Consider the following 15713-nt stretch of genomic DNA (forward strand, 5'->3'; position numbering starts at 1 on the left):
CATGTGCGAGCCCGCGCTGTCCGCCGCCGTGCCGGTTCGTCGAACACCGGTGACACAGCCGTACAGAACCGGTGTTGACGTACCGTCAGCCCGCCCCCGCACCGGGTGCGGCGGGCGGGCCGACGGTCAGTCGCGGACCTCGGGCTCGGAGGCGGTCTCCTCATAGCGGTCGAACCCGCGCCGGGCCAATCTGCTCTCGGTCTCCGAGAGGGTGACCTCGCGGCGGGTGTCCCACGGCCGTTCCCAGCCGGTGTGGTGCAGGACCCGGTCGATCAGCCCCGCGGTGAAGCCCCAGACCACCAGGTCGTGCACCAGGAACGCCGGGCCCAGGTGACCGCCGGGGTGGCGCAGTCGGGCCCGGTTCGCCGGTTCGGCGAGTTCGGCGATCGACACCCGCAACACGCGCGCGACCTCCTCGGGTGCCCCCGGGGCGACCTCGCTCTCCCGGTGCCACCACGCGAGCACGGGCGTGACCACGAAGTCGCTCACCGGGATGTACAGATCCGGCAGCCGGCCGAAGACCCGCACGCCGGAGGGGTCGAGCCCGACCTCCTCCTGCGCCTCGCGCAGCGCGGTGCCCTCCGGACCGTCGTCGCCCGGGTCCACCGAACCGCCCGGAAACGCGGGCTGGCCCGCGTGCGAGCGCAGCGTCGCGGCGCGTTGCAGCAGCAGCAGGTCCGGCCCCTCGGGCCCCTCGCCGAACAACACCAGCACGGCGGAACGCCGGCCGCCCTCGGCCGGCGGCAGGAAACGGCTCAGTTGCTCGGGGCGGATCTCCCGGGCGGCGCGCGCGACCGGGCGCAGCCATTCCGGCAGATCCGCTTCCGCCCAGGTCTGGATCCCGGTTCCGGTCTGGGTCACCCGGCGTCCCCCTCGTCTCGCGGTGCGGCCTTCGCTCGTGCGGCCCTCGCTCGGGTGGCCTTCGCTCGTGCGGCCTTCGTCTCGGATACGTCTTCGGCTGCGTCCACGTCTTCGGACGCGTCGCCCGGCACGGCGAGCACCGGCTTGGCCGGCGGCTTGAGCCGTTGGCCGGGTTGCCCGGCCATCTCGTACTTGAGCAGCGCCCTGGCCTTGATCGGATCCGTCTCGCCCTCGCCGTACGCCGGACACAGCGGCGCGATGGCGCACGCTCCGCAGGCCGGGCGGCGGGCGTGGCAGACCCGGCGGCCGTGGAAGATCACCCTGTGCGACAGCAGCGTCAGGTCCTTGCGCGGGAACAGCGCGCCGACCTCCTGCTCGACCTTGACCGGATCATCGTCCTTGGTCCACCCGAAGCGCCGGGCCAACCGGCCGAAGTGGGTGTCGACGGTGATGCCGGGCACGTCGAAGACCTCGCCGAGCACCACGTTGGCGGTCTTGCGGCCCACTCCGGGCAGCGTGACCAGTTCGGCGAGCTTGCCCGGCACCTCGCCGTCGTAGCGCTCCAGGAGCGCCTGGGCCAGGCCCTGCACCGAGCGCGTCTTGGCCCGGAAGAACCCGGTCGGCTGAATGATCGCCTCCAGTTCGGCCGGTTCCGCGGCGGCCACCGCGGCGGCGTCGGGGAAGCGGGCGAACAGCGCCGGGGTGACCGTGTTGACCCGCCGGTCGGTGGTCTGCGCGGACAACACCACCGCGACCAGGAGCTGGAACGCGTCGCCGTAGTCGAGTTCGCAGTGCGCACCCGGGTATATCTCGCCCAATTCGCGATTGATCCGGCGCGCGCGGCGCACCAGAGCGAGATGGGACTCGGTTTTCACGACCTTCGCGGCCGCCCGCGACCTGCGCGGCGCGGGCTCCGTCACGTTGCTCGACACCCGGCCAGAGTACGCAGATGGACGGGGCGTACGGTCGAGCAGTCCGCACATGCTTGATCACAGGAGCGACATGTCCGGTTACTGTGGATCCGCCCGTTCGTGATCCAGGCCACCCCGCGTGATGATTGCGGGTACCGGTGCGTCAGACTGTGACCGATCGCACTGTTTGACCGCTCGGCTTTCATTGGTGTCGACCAGGCCGGCCTAGGAGGAACCTCGTGGACGACGTTTTGCAGCGGGCTCCGCTGTTCGCGGCGCTCGAAGATGAGGACGCCGCCGAGCTGCGGGCCTCCATGACGGAGGTCGCGCTCGAGCGCGGGGACTCACTCTTCCACGAGGGTGACCCGGGTGACCGCCTGTACGTGGTGATCGAGGGCAAGATCAAGCTGCACCGCAGCTCCAACGACGGCCGCGAGAACATGCTCGCGGTGCTCGGCCCGGGCGAGATGTTCGGCGAGCTGTCGCTGTTCGACCCCGGACCGCGTACGGCGACCGCGACCGCGCTCACCGACGTGCGCCTGCTCGGCCTGGGCCACTCCGACCTGCAGCCCTGGCTGACCGGTCGGCCCAAGGTCGCCGCGGCACTGCTGCGGGCGATAGCGCGTCGACTGCGGCGGACCAACGAGAGCCTGGGCGACCTGGTCTTCTCCGACGTCCCGGGACGGGTGGCCAAGGCCCTGCTCGACCTGTCCCGCCGGTTCGGGGTGCCCGCCGACGAGGGCATCCACGTCGCGCACGACCTCACCCAGGAGGAGCTGGCCCAATTGGTCGGCGCCTCGCGGGAGACGGTCAACAAGGCGCTCGCCGACTTCGCCAGCCGGGGTTGGCTGCGGCTGGAGGCGCGCGCGGTGGTCCTGATGGACGTCGAGCGGTTGTCGCGCCGCTCGCGCTAGCACGTCACGCACCGAACGTGTGGGGGTCCGCCGTCGGCGGGCCCCCACACGGCGTTCAGGCGTCCGCGCGCTCGGTCAGGTATTCGAGCTGGGCGCGGACCGACATCTCGGCGGCCCACCACAGGCCGCGGTCCACGTCCGCGTAGACCCGTTCGACGACGTCCTGGGCGGTCTTGTCGCCCGCCGCGACCGCGGCCTCCACCTGGGCCAGTCGGGCCGCCCGGTGGGCCAGGTAGGAGTCGAGCACGCCGACCGCGTCGTCCAGGATCGGGCCGTGCGCGGGCAGCACCGCGGTGACCTCGCCGGCGGCGGCGAGGGCGCGCAGCCGGCGCAGCGAGTCCAGGTAGTCGCCGAGTCGGCCGTCGGGGTGCGCGACCACCGTGGTGCCCCGACCCAGCACGGTGTCGCCGGTGATCACGAAGCGGTCCGCGGCCACCACGAAGCACACCGAGTCGCCGGAATGGCCGGGAGTGGCCAGTACCCGCAGGTCCAGGCCGCCGTCCTCGATCACCTGGCCGTCCACCAGGCCCTCGCCGCCGTAGCGCCACTGCGGGTCGACCGAGTGCACGACGGCGTTGGTGAGCGCCTTGAGGCCGGCCACGCCGGCCGAGTGGTCGGGGTGGCCGTGGGTGAGCAGGATTCGGCCCACGCGGCGGCCCTCGGCCTCCACCGCGGCCACGATCGCGCGCAGATGGCCCTCGTCGTCGGGGCCGGGGTCGATCACCACGGCGGTGTCCGCGCCGGGCTCGGCCACGATCCACGTGTTGGTGCCGTCCAGCGACATCGCGCTCGGGTTCGGTGCGAGCAGACAGGTCACCCGGGAGCTCGCGGGTCCGCCGATGGTCGGGCGCGGGTTGCCGGGCAGGGGCTGTGCGTTCATGGTGGTCATCCTGTACCTCGGTGGCCCGGACCGATCCGGTGGATGCCCTCGGACCGGCTCCGGGTCGTCGGTGGGGCCTCAGCGCAGACCGAACGGGTCCGCGACCCCCGGCCATTCGAGCACGAGGCGATCCCCGTCGAAACGGCCCCGGGCCATGATCGGGGTGATCTCCCGGTCGGCCGCGGCGGCCAGGGCCGCCGCCGGGTCGGCCAGCTCCGCCAGGTGGCGCAGCGTGTCGATGGTGGGCGGCAACATCGCCATCTCCTGCGCCCGGTGTTGTTCCAGCGCGTCGCCGGGCCGGGCCCAGGTGACCCGGTCGGCCTCGCCGGAGACGTCCCGGGTGCGCTGGCCGGCGGGCAGTGCGGCGACGAAGAACCACGTGTCGTAGCGGCGGTCCTCGAACTCGGGGGTGATCCAGCGCCCCCACGCGCCCAGCAGGTCGGAGCGCAGCACCAGCTCGCGCCGCTCCAGGAACTCGGTCAGCGTCTGCTCGCGCGCCACCAGCGCGGCGCGGTCCGTCTCCCAGTCCGCGCCGGTGGTGTCCGAGACGACGGTGGTCGGGTCGGGCCCGGCGAGCAGCACGCCGGATTCCTCGAAGGTCTCGCGCACGGCGGCGCAGACGATCGCGCGGGCCTCGGCGACGCCGGTGCCCAGCCGCTTCGCCCACTCGGCGGGTTCGGGTCCGGCCCAGGCCACCGAGTGGTCCGCGTCCCGGGGATCGACGCCGCCGCCGGGGAACGCGTACATGCCGGCCGCGAACTTCATCGCGGTGTGCCGGCGCAGCAGATACGCCTCGGCGCCGTGCGGCCGCTCGCGCAGCAGCACCACGGTCGCCGCGCGGCGCGGAGCCACCGGTTCCGCCTCGCCGGCGATGATCGCGCGGGCCCGCTCGGCCCAGGACGCGGGCATGCCCGGCTGGGCCTTCCCGGCTCGCGTACTCCCTGATTCGGCCATGCGCCGGATCGTACGCCTGACCGAGTCAAGTTCCATCCCTCGCCCCCGAAAACGATCGGACCCGACCCGAAAGGGCCAGGTCCGATCATCTCGATGGCGCAGCGGGCGGTCCGCTCAGACCACCTCGACGAGGATCTCCACCTCGACCGGGGCGTCCAGCGGCAGCACGGCCACACCGACCGCACTGCGGGCGTGCCGCCCGGACTCGCCGAAGACCTCGCCGAGCAGTTCACTGGCACCGTTGATCACGCCGGGCTGGCCGGTGAAGTCCGGGGCGCTGGCCACGAAACCGACCACCTTGACCACCCGACGCACCAGCGACAGGTCGCCGAGCTCGGCCTTGACCGCCGCGAGCGCGTTGAGCGCGCACCGGCGGGCGAGTTCCTTGGCCTCCTCGGCGGTGACCTCGGCGCCGACCTTGCCGGTCGAGGGCAGTTTGCCCTCGATCATCGGCAACTGGCCCGAGGTGTAGATGTGATTGCCGGTGCGGATCGCCGGAACGTACGCGGCCACGGGCGGCACCACGTCGGGCAGGGTCAGCCCCAGCTCGGTCAGGCGCTGCTCGGGGTGTACCTCGCTCACTTCGCCGCCTCCTGCTTCGCACGCTTCATGTAGGCCACCAGGCTCTCCGGGTTGGGGCCGGGCACGACCTGCACGAGCTCCCAGCCGTCGTCGCCCCAGTTGTCCAGGATCTGCTTGGTCGCGTGCACCAGCAGGGGGACGGTCACGTATTCCCACTTCGTCATGTGTGCAGACTTTAGACGGACACGTCGGGCGGTTCGACGGGGCGCCACGCCACCGGCGAGGACAACACCATCGTGCTGGAGGGTTTGCCGTGCTCGGCGAGCCGGTCGATCAGCACCTGGAAGTCGGACATCGTGGCGACGGCGACCATGAGCAGGCAGCACGCGTCGCCGGTGACCCGGTGCACCTGGAGCACTTCGGGCCACTCGCGCACGGTGTCCGCGTCCCGGCGCAGCAGGCAGCCGGGGCCGTAGCAGTTCATCCGAACCAGCGCCACCACACCGCGGCCGGCCGCGGCCGGGTCCACGTGCGCGTGATAGCCGGTGATCACGCCCGTGTGTTCGAGCCGGCGCACCCGGGTGGCCACCGCGGGCGCGGAGAGGTTGATCCGCCGGGACAACTCGTTGAGCGAGACCCGGGCGTCGCGCTGCAGTTCGGCGAGCAATCTGCGGTCGATCGCGTCCATGCGCACCCTCCGTTCACGATCGTGAGCACATGTCCTTCGACACTTTGCGAGCGTAAACCGAACCGAGGCTTCCGATGCTCGACACCCATTCCCAACCGAATGGTCGCACGATTCCATATGGGCACTCCCCGACCGGCTCTTCCGGCGCACCGGCGGGACCGGCCGGAGAGGTGACCTGCGATGACGATCGACGAACGGACCCCACCGGCCGATCCGGCGAGCGCGACGTGCCCGATGGCGGGCCCGCGTCGAGGCCCCGCCGACGCCGCCGCGCCGCCGTACGCGGACTACGTGCAACTCGACCGGCTGCTCCGGCTCCAGCGCACCCGCACCGACGTGCCCGCCGAGCTGTCGTTCCTGATCTCCTCCCAGGTGATGGAGCTGCTCTTCGCGCTGCTGCGGCACGAGTGGACGATCGCGGGCGAACGGCTCGACGCGGACGACGTGCCCGGCGCGATCGGCACGCTGCGGCGCAGCATCCGCGAGTTGGACGTGCTGGTGTCCACGTGGGACCTGCTCGCGACGCTCACCCCCGGCGAGTTCGGCGGCTTCCGGGACGCGCTCGGCGACGCGTCCGGCTTCCAGTCGCACCTGTACCGGCATCTCGAATTCCTGCTCGGCGTCAAACGCGCGGGCGTGCTGCGGCCCTACACGGGCAGCCCGGAGGTGCACGCCGAGCTGGAGCGCTCGTTGCGCGCGCCGAGCCTGTACGACCACGCGCTCGCCCTGCTCGCCCGCCGGGGTCGACACACCCCGACTCCCGGCGCGGATCCCAGCCGGCCGTACGAGCCGTCCCAGGACGTCGAACGCGCGTGGGCGGGCGTGTACACGGACGGCGTGGTCGACTTGGTCGAGCTCGGCGAGGTGCTCACCGACATCTCCGAGCGCTGGACCCGCTGGCGCGAGCGACATCTGGCCGCCACACTGCGAGCGCTGGGAAACCGGCCGGGCACGGGTGGTTCGGCCGGAGCGTCTTGGTTGGAGCAGACCGTACGTGTGCGCGTTTTTCCCGAATTGTGGACCATGCGCACCTTGGTCGAACCATCGAAGGTCTGATTCATCGAAAGATGGGTGAAGCATGTCCGATTCCTTGCCGAACACGGCCGCCGACGACGCGTCGGTCCGACTCTCCAACGGTCGCCTCGCGGCCGGACGGGTGGCCGAAGCCGCCGAACTGGACGCGGCCGACCCGCTGGCGCACGTGCGCGAGCGGTTCCTGCTGCCGGCAGGCGTGATCTACCTCGACGGCAACTCGCTGGGCGCGCTGCCCGCCGCGGTGCCCGAGGCGCTGAACGACGCGGTGCACCGCCAGTGGGGCACCGACCTGATCCGCTCCTGGAACGCCAACGACTGGTGGGGCGCGCCCGCGCGGATCGGCGACCGGATCGGCGCGCTGATCGGCGCCGCGCCCGGTCGGGTGGTGTGCGGCGACTCGACGTCGGTGCAGATCTTCAACGCGATCGCCGGGGCCCTGCGGCTGCGCCCGGGACGCACCGTGGTGCTGGCCGACCCGGACAGCTTCCCCACCGACCTCTACCTGGCCGACTCGATGGCCGGCCTGCTCGGCGCCCGGGTGCGCCGGGTCCCGGTCGGCGAACTCGCCGAGGTGCTGCGCGCGGACGGCGACACGGTCGCGGTGATCGCGTACAACCACGTCGACTACCGCAGCGGCGAACTGCGCGACCTGCCCGGATTGACCGCCGCGGCGCACGCGGTCGGCGCGTTGGCGCTGTGGGACCTGTGCCACTCCGCCGGCGCGTTCCCGATCGACCTGGACGCGCACGACGTCGACCTCGCCGTCGGGTGCGGCTACAAGTACCTGTCCGGCGGCCCCGGCGCGCCGGCGTTCGTCTACGTGGCCGAGCGGCACATCGCGGACTTCGCGCCCGCCCTGACCGGCTGGCACGGGCACGCGAACCCGTTCGGCATGGAGCCGGGATACGCACCCGCGCCGGGCATCGAGCGGGCCCGGATAGGCACCCCGCCGCTGTTGTCGATGCTCGCGCTCGAAGCCGCGCTCGGCGCCTACGACGACGTGCCCATGACGGCCGTGCGGGCCAAGGGCCTGGCGCTGACCGACCTGTTCATCACCTGCGTCACCGATCTGGGCCTGGAGACGCTGACCCCGCTCGAGCACGCGCGGCGCGGCAGCCAGGTCGCGGTGCGCCACCCGGAGGCGCACGCGGTGATGGCGGCGCTGATCGACCGGGGCGTGATCGGCGACGTCCGACCGCCGGATGTGCTGCGCTTCGGCTTCAACCCGCTCTACATCGGCCACGCCGACGTGGTCGAGGCCGCGCGCGTCCTCGGGGACATCCTGGAGACGGGGGCGTACAAGGACGCGCGCTACGCCGTTCGGGCGACGGTGACGTGACGCGGGTCACCACAGGGGGATCACCTCCGACCGGGCGGGGACGGGGTGGTTAGGCTCGACTCGTGAGTTTGGGTGCGCGGTCACACGGGTCCGGTAACGCCTCGGCTGCGGCCGAATGGCGCAAGCCTTCGAGGGCAGGGATCCGGGCATGCCACGTACCCGAGACGACCGTCGCGCCGGCCGCCCCGGCCGTACCCGCTGGACGGACGCCGTGAGCACCTCGACGGCGGGCGCACGCACGACCGACGGCAATGCCGACTGGGAGGGCGTGCGCCTGCACGTGGTCAGCGGCAAGGGCGGCACCGGCAAGACCACCGTGGCCGCCGCGCTGGCGCTGGCGCTGGCCTCGGGCGGACGGCGCACGCTGCTGGTCGAGGTGGAGGGGCGACAGGGCATCGCGCAGCTCTTCGACTGCCCGCATCTGCCCTACGAGGACCGCAAGATCGCGGTCGCCCCGGGTGGCGGCGAGGTGTACGCGCTCGCGATCGACCCGGAAGAGGCGCTGCTCGAATATCTCGACATGTTCTACCACCTGGGTCGGGCCGGTAAGGGCCTGAAGAAGCTCGGGGCGATCGACTTCGCGACCACCATCGCGCCGGGCCTGCGCGACGTGCTGCTGACCGGCAAGGCGTGCGAGTCGGCCCGGCGCCGCACGCAGGGGAAGTTCGCCTACGACGCGGTGGTCATGGACGCGCCGCCCACCGGCCGGATCGCACGCTTCCTCAACGTCAACACCGAGGTCGCGGGACTGGCCAGGTTCGGCCCGATCCACACCCAGGCCGAGGCGGTGATGGGGGTGATCCGCTCACCGCAGACCGCGGTCCACCTGGTCACCCTGCTGGAGGAGATGCCGGTCCAGGAGACCGTGGACGGCGTCACCGAACTGCGCGACTCGGGCCTGCCCACCGGCGGCGTGGTGATCAACATGGCCCGGCCGCCGCTCCAGGCCGAGGACGAGAGCGACACCGGACAGCGGCTCACCGCCGAGCTGCTCGAGGCCGGCCTGGTCGCGGGCGGCATCAAGCCCACCCGGCCACTGGTCACCTCGCTGCTGGCCGAGGCCGACGAGCACGCGAGCCGGATCGAGTTGGAGAGCACCGGCCGCGCCCTGGTCCGCGGGCTGGACCTGCCGGTGTACGAACTGCCGCTGCTGGCCGACGGAATGGACCTGGGCGGTCTGTACCGCCTCGCCGAAGCGCTGCGCGAGCAGGGGATGGCATGAACAGGCTGGAGATCGACGAGCTGATCGACGACCCGGGCACCCGCATCCTGGTGTGCTGCGGCTCCGGCGGCGTCGGCAAGACCACCACCGCCGCGGCGCTCGGGCTGCGCGCGGCCGAACGCGGCCGGGACGTGGTGGTGCTGACCATCGACCCCGCACGCCGGCTCGCTCAGTCGATGGGCCTGACCGAGTTGGACAACACGCCGCGCCGGGTCGTCGACGTCGACGAGACCAAGGGCGGCAGCCTGCACGCGATGATGCTCGACATGAAGCGCACGTTCGACGAGATCGTCGAACAACACGCCGACCCCGAGCGCGCGCAGCAGATCCTGGACAACCCGTTCTACCAATCGTTGTCCTCCAGCTTCGCCGGTACGCAGGAGTACATGGCGATGGAGAAGCTGGGCCAGTTGCACGCGACCGGCGAGTGGGACCTGATCGTGGTGGACACCCCGCCGAGCCGGTCCGCGCTCGACTTCCTCGACGCCCCCCAGCGCCTGGGCTCGTTCCTGGACGGCCGGCTGATCCGGATACTCTCGGCTCCCGCCAAGGTCGGCGGGCGCGGCGCGCTCAAGTTCCTGTCCGCGGGCATGGGCCTGATGACCGGCGCGCTCAGCAAGGTGGTCGGCACCCACCTGCTGACCGACATCCAGACCTTCGTGGCCGCGCTGGACACCACCTTCGGCGGCTTCCGCAAGCGGGCCGACGCGACCTACAAACTGCTCCAGGCACGCGGCACCTCGTTCCTGGTGGTCGCCGCGCCGGAGAAGGACGCGCTGCGCGAGGCCGCGTACTTCGTCGACCGGCTGGGCACCGAGCGCATGCCGCTGGCCGGCCTCGTGCTCAACCGCGTGCACGCCACGCGCGCCGGTCGGCTGTCCGCGGAACGCAGCGTGGCCGCGGCCGAGGCGCTGACCGAGCAGGCGGAGCAGGCCGAACAGCTCGCGCAGGCGGAGGAGGCCGAGCAGGTCGAGGAGGCCGAACTGCTCGACGGTGAGCTCGCGTCGCGGCCCGCCGACCTGCGCCTGGTCGCGGGACTGCTGACGCTGCACGCCGAGCGGTTGCGGGTGATCGACCGGGAGGAGCGCATGCGTACGCGCTTCACCTCGATCCACCCCGAGGTGCGGGTGGCCGAGGTTCCGGCACTGCCCGGTGACGTGCACGACCTGGACGGGCTGCGGGTGATCGGCGAGAGCCTGGGCGCGGGCTGAGCCCGGGGTCCGCCGGCAGCCCGGACCCGCTCGGCGACGCGCGACCGGTTTCGGCCGGTTTCGTTTGTACCCACGCGCGCCGTGCCGCGGCTGTCGTGCGTGTCGACCCACCGTGCCACGGAGTTCGTCCGTACCCGCCGGGACCCGGGCCTGACTCCCGGCCCCGGCGGGTTCTCACGTGCGAACGAGGTGGCGTTCGGCCGTCGACACGTGCTCAGCCGGCGACCCGAAACTCCTCGTCTCCGTGGATGTCGCGCTCGTACTCCTCGCGCGCGGTCTCCAACAGCCGACGCCACGACGTGATCATCGGCCGGCGGCGCAGCAGCGCGCGCCGCTCCCGCTCGGTCATGCCGCCCCAGACGCCGAACTCCACTCGATTGTCCAGCGCGTCCGCCAGGCACTCGGTGCGAACCGGACACCCGGTGCACACTGCCTTGGCACGGTTCTGCGCCGCCCCCTGCACGAACAGCTCATCCGGATCGGTACTCCGGCAGGCGGCCTGCGTGCTCCAGTCGGTAACCCAGCTCATGCTGGTGCCGTCCTCTCCCGATTTTCGAGGCTCCCCCAACGGCGGCGAAGGGAATTCCCGACGCCAAGCAGGACGGTACGAAACCCTGGGCACGCGCAACAGCCCCTGTGCGGGCAGTCATCGATGGCCCGGAAGGACTATGCGCAAATATGGACCCACCCGTCCGGGTGAATGCTCTTGCGTTTCCGGTCACGGCTTCACTCAGAAGGAGGCACGTCCGCGGCACAGAGCACGGCAGCGAGATCCGACATCCGGCCACATTCACTCTAAAGAGTGAAATGGTTACTGACACGGATCCCCCGGCTGCTCCGCCAGCTTAGGCGAAGTCCCTTCACCGCGTAGGGTGTTTCGGCACGTAGGCTGTCGCCCATGGCCCGAACTTCCTCCGGCTCGGCCCGCCCGAAACGCGGCTCGTCCCGCTCACGATCCCCGTTGGGCTTCGTGGGACGGTTCGCCGCCTTCGTGGGTGCGAGCATCCTCGCCGGTGCCCTGGTCGCGGGAATCGCGCTGCCCTTCGTGGGAGGCTTCGGCCTGACCGCGAAGGCGGCGTCGGAAAACTTCGACGATCTGCCCAGTGATCTGGATCAACCGTTCCTGTCGCAGCCGTCGTACATCCTCGACTCCGAGGGCAACCAGCTCGCGATGGTCTACGACCGGTATCGCATCCTGGTGAACTTCGACCAGATCTCACCGATCATGCGTCAGGCGATCGTGGCGATCGAGGACTCGCGCTTCTACGAGCACGGTCCGATCGACCTCAAGGGCACCCTGCGCGCCCTGATGCGCAATCAGCAGTCGGGTGGCACGGGATCCAAGCAGGGCGGTTCCAGTCTCACCCAGCAGTACGTGAAGAACATCTTCGTGGAGGAAGCCGGCAACGACCCGGCCAAGGTGGCCAAGGCCCAGGCCCAGGAGGTCTCCCGCAAGGTCAAGGAACTGAAGTACGCGATCGGCCTGGAACAACGGCTGTCCAAGGACGAGATCCTCACCAGGTATCTCAACATCACCTTCTTCGGCCGCCAGGCGTACGGCGTCGAGGCCGCGTCGCAGCGCTACTTCAGCAAGCACGCCAAGGACCTGACCCTGACCGAGGCGGCCACCCTGGCCGGCGTGGTGCAGGCGCCCTCGGCGTACGACCCGATCGGCTACCCGAACGCCGCCCGGGAACGACGCAACATCGTGTTGCAGCGCATGGCCGAGGTGAAGGTCATCTCGCAGGTCGAGGCCGACGCGGCCAAGGCCACCGAACTGAACCTGAAGACCCAGCCGCTGCCCAACGGCTGCATCACCGCCGACCAGATCGACGGTGCCGCGTTCTTCTGCGACTACGTCGAACGGGTGGTCAAGAACGACCCGGCGTTCGGCGCGAACAAGGGGGATCGCGACCGGTTGTGGCGCGAGGGCGGTCTGCGGATCACCACCACGTTGGACCGAAAGGCCCAGAAGGCGGCCTACACCGCCGCAACCAAGGGCGTACTCCAAAAGGACCCGGTCGCCGACGCGGTCGTCATGGTCGAGCCGGGCAGCGGCAGGATCAAGGCGATGGCGCAGAGTCGGCCGTACGGGTTCGGCGACTACGAGACCACGCTCAACTACTCGGTCGACCACTCCATGGGCGGCTCGACGTACGGCTTCCAGACCGGCTCGACGTTCAAGCCGATCACCGCCGCGGCGGCGCTGGAGAGCGGGATGAAGGTCGACCAGGAGTACTCCACGGGCTACGACATCGACATGCGGAAAGAGAAGTTCCGCACCTGCGGTGACGCGGCCCGGGACCCGAAGTACCAGCCGCAGAACGAGAGCCGCAGCGAGACCGGCACCTGGAACATGCAGACCGCGCTGGAGAAGTCGATCAACACGTACTTCGTCCTGTTGTCCAAGGACGTGGGGCTGTGTCCGATCGCGACGCTCTCCGACCAGCTCGGTGTGCACCAGGGCAGCGGCAAGGCACTGGAGCAGGTGCCGAGCATGACGCTGGGCGCCAACACGGTCGCGCCGATGAACATGGCCGCCGCGTACGCCGCCTTCGCCAGCCGTGGCGTCTACTGCTCGCCGATCGCGGTCACCGAGGTGGCCAAGCTCGACGGCACCAAGCTGCCCGTCCCCCAGGCGGGTTGCAAGCAGGTGATGAAGCAGTCCACGGCGGACACGATCAACGCGCTGCTCAAGGGCGTGGTCGAGGACGGCACCGGCACCCAGGCCGGACTCAAGGACCGGGACAACGCGGGCAAGACCGGTACCACCAACGAGCGCAAGGCGGCCTGGTTCGTCGGTTACACGCCGAACCTGTCCACCGCGGTGTGGATCGGTGGCGCCAAGGACGACGTCGAGATGGTCGACATCACCATCGCCGGCGTCCGCCACGACAAGGTCTACGGCGGACAGGTCCCCGGACCGATCTGGAAGGCCGCGATGTCCGGTGCGCTCAAGGGCGTGGAAGCGCCCGGCTTCGTCGATCCCCCCTCGGGGACGATCCCGTCGAAGCCGGACCCGAACAAGAAGCCGACGGATGGCAAGCCGCGGGATCAGAACCGGCCGCCCACAGGCGGTACGAACACGCGGCCGCCGTGGACTCCGCCGACCACGCCGACCAACACCACGCCGCCCGGCGGGGGCAATGGGGGCAATAGTGGTGGCGGGGGCGGTAACACCAAGCCGCCGGAGTCGACGCGACCGCCGGGACACTCGTGGCCGCCGATCGGGGGCGGGCCCGGGGGTGGCGGGTTTGGTGATGACGGGTGAGGGGCGCCGACGGGTGACGACCGAGGGGCCGGTGTCGGCCGGGTTCCTTTGTCGGCCGGGTTCCTTGGTGAATTCGGTGTCGAGCGGGTCCGTGGGTTCGTGAGTCTTGAGTTCGTGAGTCTGCGGGTTCGTGACTCTGCGGGCTCCGTGGGCTCCGCAGGCCACGTCGGCTCCGTCGGCTCCGCGTGAACGACGATGGCGGTGCTCCCCTGTTTGTCGGGGGGCACCGCCATCGTCGTCGTGTGGGGTGCGGTCGGCCGGAATCGGGCCCGGGGGCGGTGTCGGTCGGGGCCGCGTCGGATCAGGTGCCGAGCTGGCTCTTGATCTCGGCGGCGATCCGGCCACCCTCGGCCTTGTCGCCGACCTTGGGGCGGACCGCCTTCATGACCTGACCCATCGCCTGCGGACCACTCGCCCCGGTCTCCGCGATGGCGTCGGCGACGATCACCTTGAGCTCGTCGTCGGACAGTTGCGCCGGCAGGTAGGCCGCGAGGACCTCGCCCTCGGCGCGCTCGCGGGCGGCGGACTCGGTCCGGCCACCGTTCTCGAAGGCCTCGGCGGCCTCGCGACGCTTCTTCGCCTCGCGCACGATGACCTTGAGGACCTCGTCGTCGGACAGCTCGCGGGCCGTCTTGCCCGCGACCTCCTCGTTGGTGATCGCGGTCAGGGTGAGGCGCAGCGTCGAGGAGACCAGTTCGTCACGGGACCGGATGGCCTCGGTGAGGTCGCTCTGCAAACGGCTCTTGAAGGGGCTCATGGGGTCAAGTGTCGCAGCCGCGGGTGCGGGGGCCCCACCCAATTACCCGGGCGCGGCCCGAGGCGGACCGGTCGAGGGCGTCGTTCCGACCTGCCGCGTCGTGGTCGGCGGAGCCGCACTACGCCATCGAGACTGCCGACGACCGGCCGGCTCTGCCAGCATGGAGGGATGCGACCGCGTTCAGCCTTCCCCCTAGCCGTTGCCGTCACCGGGGCCGCCTGCCTCACCTATGCGGCGGCCTACGAGGCCCGTTCGTTCCGTTTGCGCCGGGTCGAGGTGCCGGTGCTGCCACACGGGGCGCGGCCGGTACGGATCCTGCAGGTGTCCGACATCCACATGGTCTCCGGCCAGCGCCGCAAGCAGGAGTGGCTGCGCCGGCTCGACGCGCTGCACCCCGACTTCGTGCTGAACACCGGCGACAACCTGTCCGACCCGGACGCGGTGCCCGAGACGCTCGACGCGCTCGGCTCGCTGCTCGGCCGGCCGGGAGCGTACGTATTCGGGTCCAACGACTACTACGGCCCGCGCCCCAAGGACCCCACCGGCTACCTGCGCCGCGACGACGGCACCCGCCGGCTCGGCCGCGAGAACCCGTGGACCGACCTGCGCGACGGCTTCGACGCGGCGGGCTGGGAGAACCTCAACAACGCGCGCGGCCGCGTCAAGGTGGACGGCCTGGAGATCGAGCTGGTCGGCCTGGACGACCCGCACATAGACCGGGACCGCTACGAACAGGTGGCCGGCGGCCCCGACCCGGCAGCGGACCTCTCGCTCGCCGTCGTGCACGCCCCGTACCTGCGCGCCCTCGACGCCTTCACCGCCGAGGGCTACCCCCTCGTGATCGCCGGCCACACCCACGGCGGCCAGGTCTGCGTCCCCTTCTACGGCGCGCTCACCACGAACTGCGACCTCGACCGCAAGCGCGCCAAGGGCCTGTCCAAGCACACCTCCGCCGACCGTGAGGCCTACCTCCACGTCTCCGCCGGCTGCGGCACCTCCCGCTACGCCCGCTTCCGCTTCGCCTGCCCCCCCGAGGCCACCCTCCTCACCCTGACACCCCGTCAATCCACCGCCGGCCCCCTCCCCCCGACCCCCCGCTAAACCGGATTTCGCCTCAGGCCCCCGACCCGCTAAGCTGAACGCGCAGC

The 15713-nt window shown here is 71.2% G+C and carries 16 protein-coding genes; 7 read left to right on the forward strand and 9 right to left on the reverse strand.

Features of this window, described 5'->3' with window-relative positions; genetic code table 11:
- Positions 1-126: 126 nt before the first annotated feature.
- Positions 127-861, reverse strand: coding sequence for an NUDIX hydrolase (locus tag OG948_RS17280; protein WP_406297423.1), 735 nt, complete (start codon positions 859-861; stop codon positions 127-129).
- Complete coding sequence (gene nth, locus OG948_RS17285; RefSeq protein ID WP_406297424.1) at positions 858-1844, reverse strand: endonuclease III; 987 nt, start codon at positions 1842-1844, stop codon at positions 858-860. Before nth ends, OG948_RS17280 begins: the two co-directional genes overlap by 4 nt.
- Before the next feature lie 167 nt (positions 1845-2011).
- Here nth and OG948_RS17290 point away from each other — a divergent pair, with 167 nt between their 5' ends.
- Positions 2012-2686 (forward strand): Crp/Fnr family transcriptional regulator, encoded by a 675-nt coding sequence (locus OG948_RS17290; RefSeq protein ID WP_020554920.1) that lies wholly within the window; start codon positions 2012-2014, stop codon positions 2684-2686.
- A gap of 55 nt (positions 2687-2741) precedes the next feature.
- On the opposite strand, the gene OG948_RS17295 is transcribed toward OG948_RS17290, so the two are convergent.
- The 5 genes from OG948_RS17295 to OG948_RS17315 form a co-directional block, all read right to left on the reverse strand.
- Positions 2742-3566 carry an MBL fold metallo-hydrolase gene (locus OG948_RS17295; protein ID WP_406297425.1) on the reverse strand — a complete coding sequence of 275 codons (825 nt, stop codon included), beginning with the start codon at positions 3564-3566 and terminating at the stop codon, positions 2742-2744.
- 78 nt (positions 3567-3644) lie between these two features.
- Positions 3645-4520, reverse strand: coding sequence for an NUDIX hydrolase (locus OG948_RS17300; RefSeq protein ID WP_406297426.1), 876 nt, complete (start codon positions 4518-4520; stop codon positions 3645-3647).
- A gap of 114 nt (positions 4521-4634) precedes the next feature.
- Positions 4635-5102: a RidA family protein gene (locus tag OG948_RS17305; RefSeq protein WP_406297427.1), complete on the reverse strand. Its 468-nt coding sequence runs from the start codon at positions 5100-5102 to the stop codon at positions 4635-4637.
- Entirely contained in the window at positions 5099-5266 is a 168-nt protein-coding gene (locus tag OG948_RS17310; protein WP_395866657.1) for a hypothetical protein, read from the reverse strand. The genes OG948_RS17305 and OG948_RS17310 overlap by 4 nt, the downstream gene beginning before the upstream one ends.
- Positions 5267-5277: 11 nt before the next feature.
- Positions 5278-5730, reverse strand: coding sequence for an Lrp/AsnC family transcriptional regulator (locus OG948_RS17315; RefSeq protein WP_406297428.1), 453 nt, complete (start codon positions 5728-5730; stop codon positions 5278-5280).
- A gap of 180 nt (positions 5731-5910) precedes the next feature.
- Here OG948_RS17315 and OG948_RS17320 point away from each other — a divergent pair, with 180 nt between their 5' ends.
- The 4 genes from OG948_RS17320 to OG948_RS17335 all read left to right on the forward strand — a co-directional run bounded on the left by OG948_RS17320 (position 5911) and on the right by OG948_RS17335 (position 10537).
- Positions 5911-6786 (forward strand): tryptophan 2,3-dioxygenase, encoded by an 876-nt coding sequence (locus OG948_RS17320; protein WP_406297429.1) that lies wholly within the window; start codon positions 5911-5913, stop codon positions 6784-6786.
- A 22-nt stretch (positions 6787-6808) separates the two neighbouring features.
- Entirely contained in the window at positions 6809-8104 is a 1296-nt protein-coding gene (gene kynU / locus OG948_RS17325; RefSeq protein WP_406297430.1) for a kynureninase, read from the forward strand.
- A 148-nt stretch (positions 8105-8252) separates the two neighbouring features.
- Positions 8253-9326, forward strand: coding sequence for an ArsA-related P-loop ATPase (locus tag OG948_RS17330; RefSeq protein ID WP_395866649.1), 1074 nt, complete (start codon positions 8253-8255; stop codon positions 9324-9326).
- The gene (locus OG948_RS17335) at positions 9323-10537 is read left to right on the forward strand and encodes an ArsA family ATPase (RefSeq protein WP_406297431.1); all 1215 of its coding nucleotides are present in this window, start codon (positions 9323-9325) and stop codon (positions 10535-10537) included. Before OG948_RS17330 ends, OG948_RS17335 begins: the two co-directional genes overlap by 4 nt.
- 214 nt (positions 10538-10751) lie before the next feature.
- On the opposite strand, the gene OG948_RS17340 is transcribed toward OG948_RS17335, so the two are convergent.
- Entirely contained in the window at positions 10752-11066 is a 315-nt protein-coding gene (locus OG948_RS17340; RefSeq protein WP_020554910.1) for a WhiB family transcriptional regulator, read from the reverse strand.
- A 369-nt stretch (positions 11067-11435) separates the two neighbouring features.
- Here OG948_RS17340 and OG948_RS17345 point away from each other — a divergent pair, with 369 nt between their 5' ends.
- Positions 11436-13808: a transglycosylase domain-containing protein gene (locus OG948_RS17345; protein WP_406297432.1), complete on the forward strand. Its 2373-nt coding sequence runs from the start codon at positions 11436-11438 to the stop codon at positions 13806-13808.
- 301 nt (positions 13809-14109) lie between these two features.
- Here the strand turns inward: OG948_RS17345 and OG948_RS17350 are convergent, their stop codons facing one another.
- Positions 14110-14565, reverse strand: coding sequence for a GatB/YqeY domain-containing protein (locus OG948_RS17350; protein WP_406297433.1), 456 nt, complete (start codon positions 14563-14565; stop codon positions 14110-14112).
- Positions 14566-14733: 168 nt separating this feature from the next.
- On the opposite strand from OG948_RS17350, the gene OG948_RS17355 reads away from it, so the two are divergent.
- Positions 14734-15666: a metallophosphoesterase gene (locus tag OG948_RS17355; RefSeq protein ID WP_406297434.1), complete on the forward strand. Its 933-nt coding sequence runs from the start codon at positions 14734-14736 to the stop codon at positions 15664-15666.
- Positions 15667-15713 lie beyond the last annotated feature (47 nt).

The organism is Embleya sp. NBC_00888 (assembly GCF_045207655.1).
Lineage (GTDB): Bacteria > Actinomycetota > Actinomycetes > Streptomycetales > Streptomycetaceae > Embleya.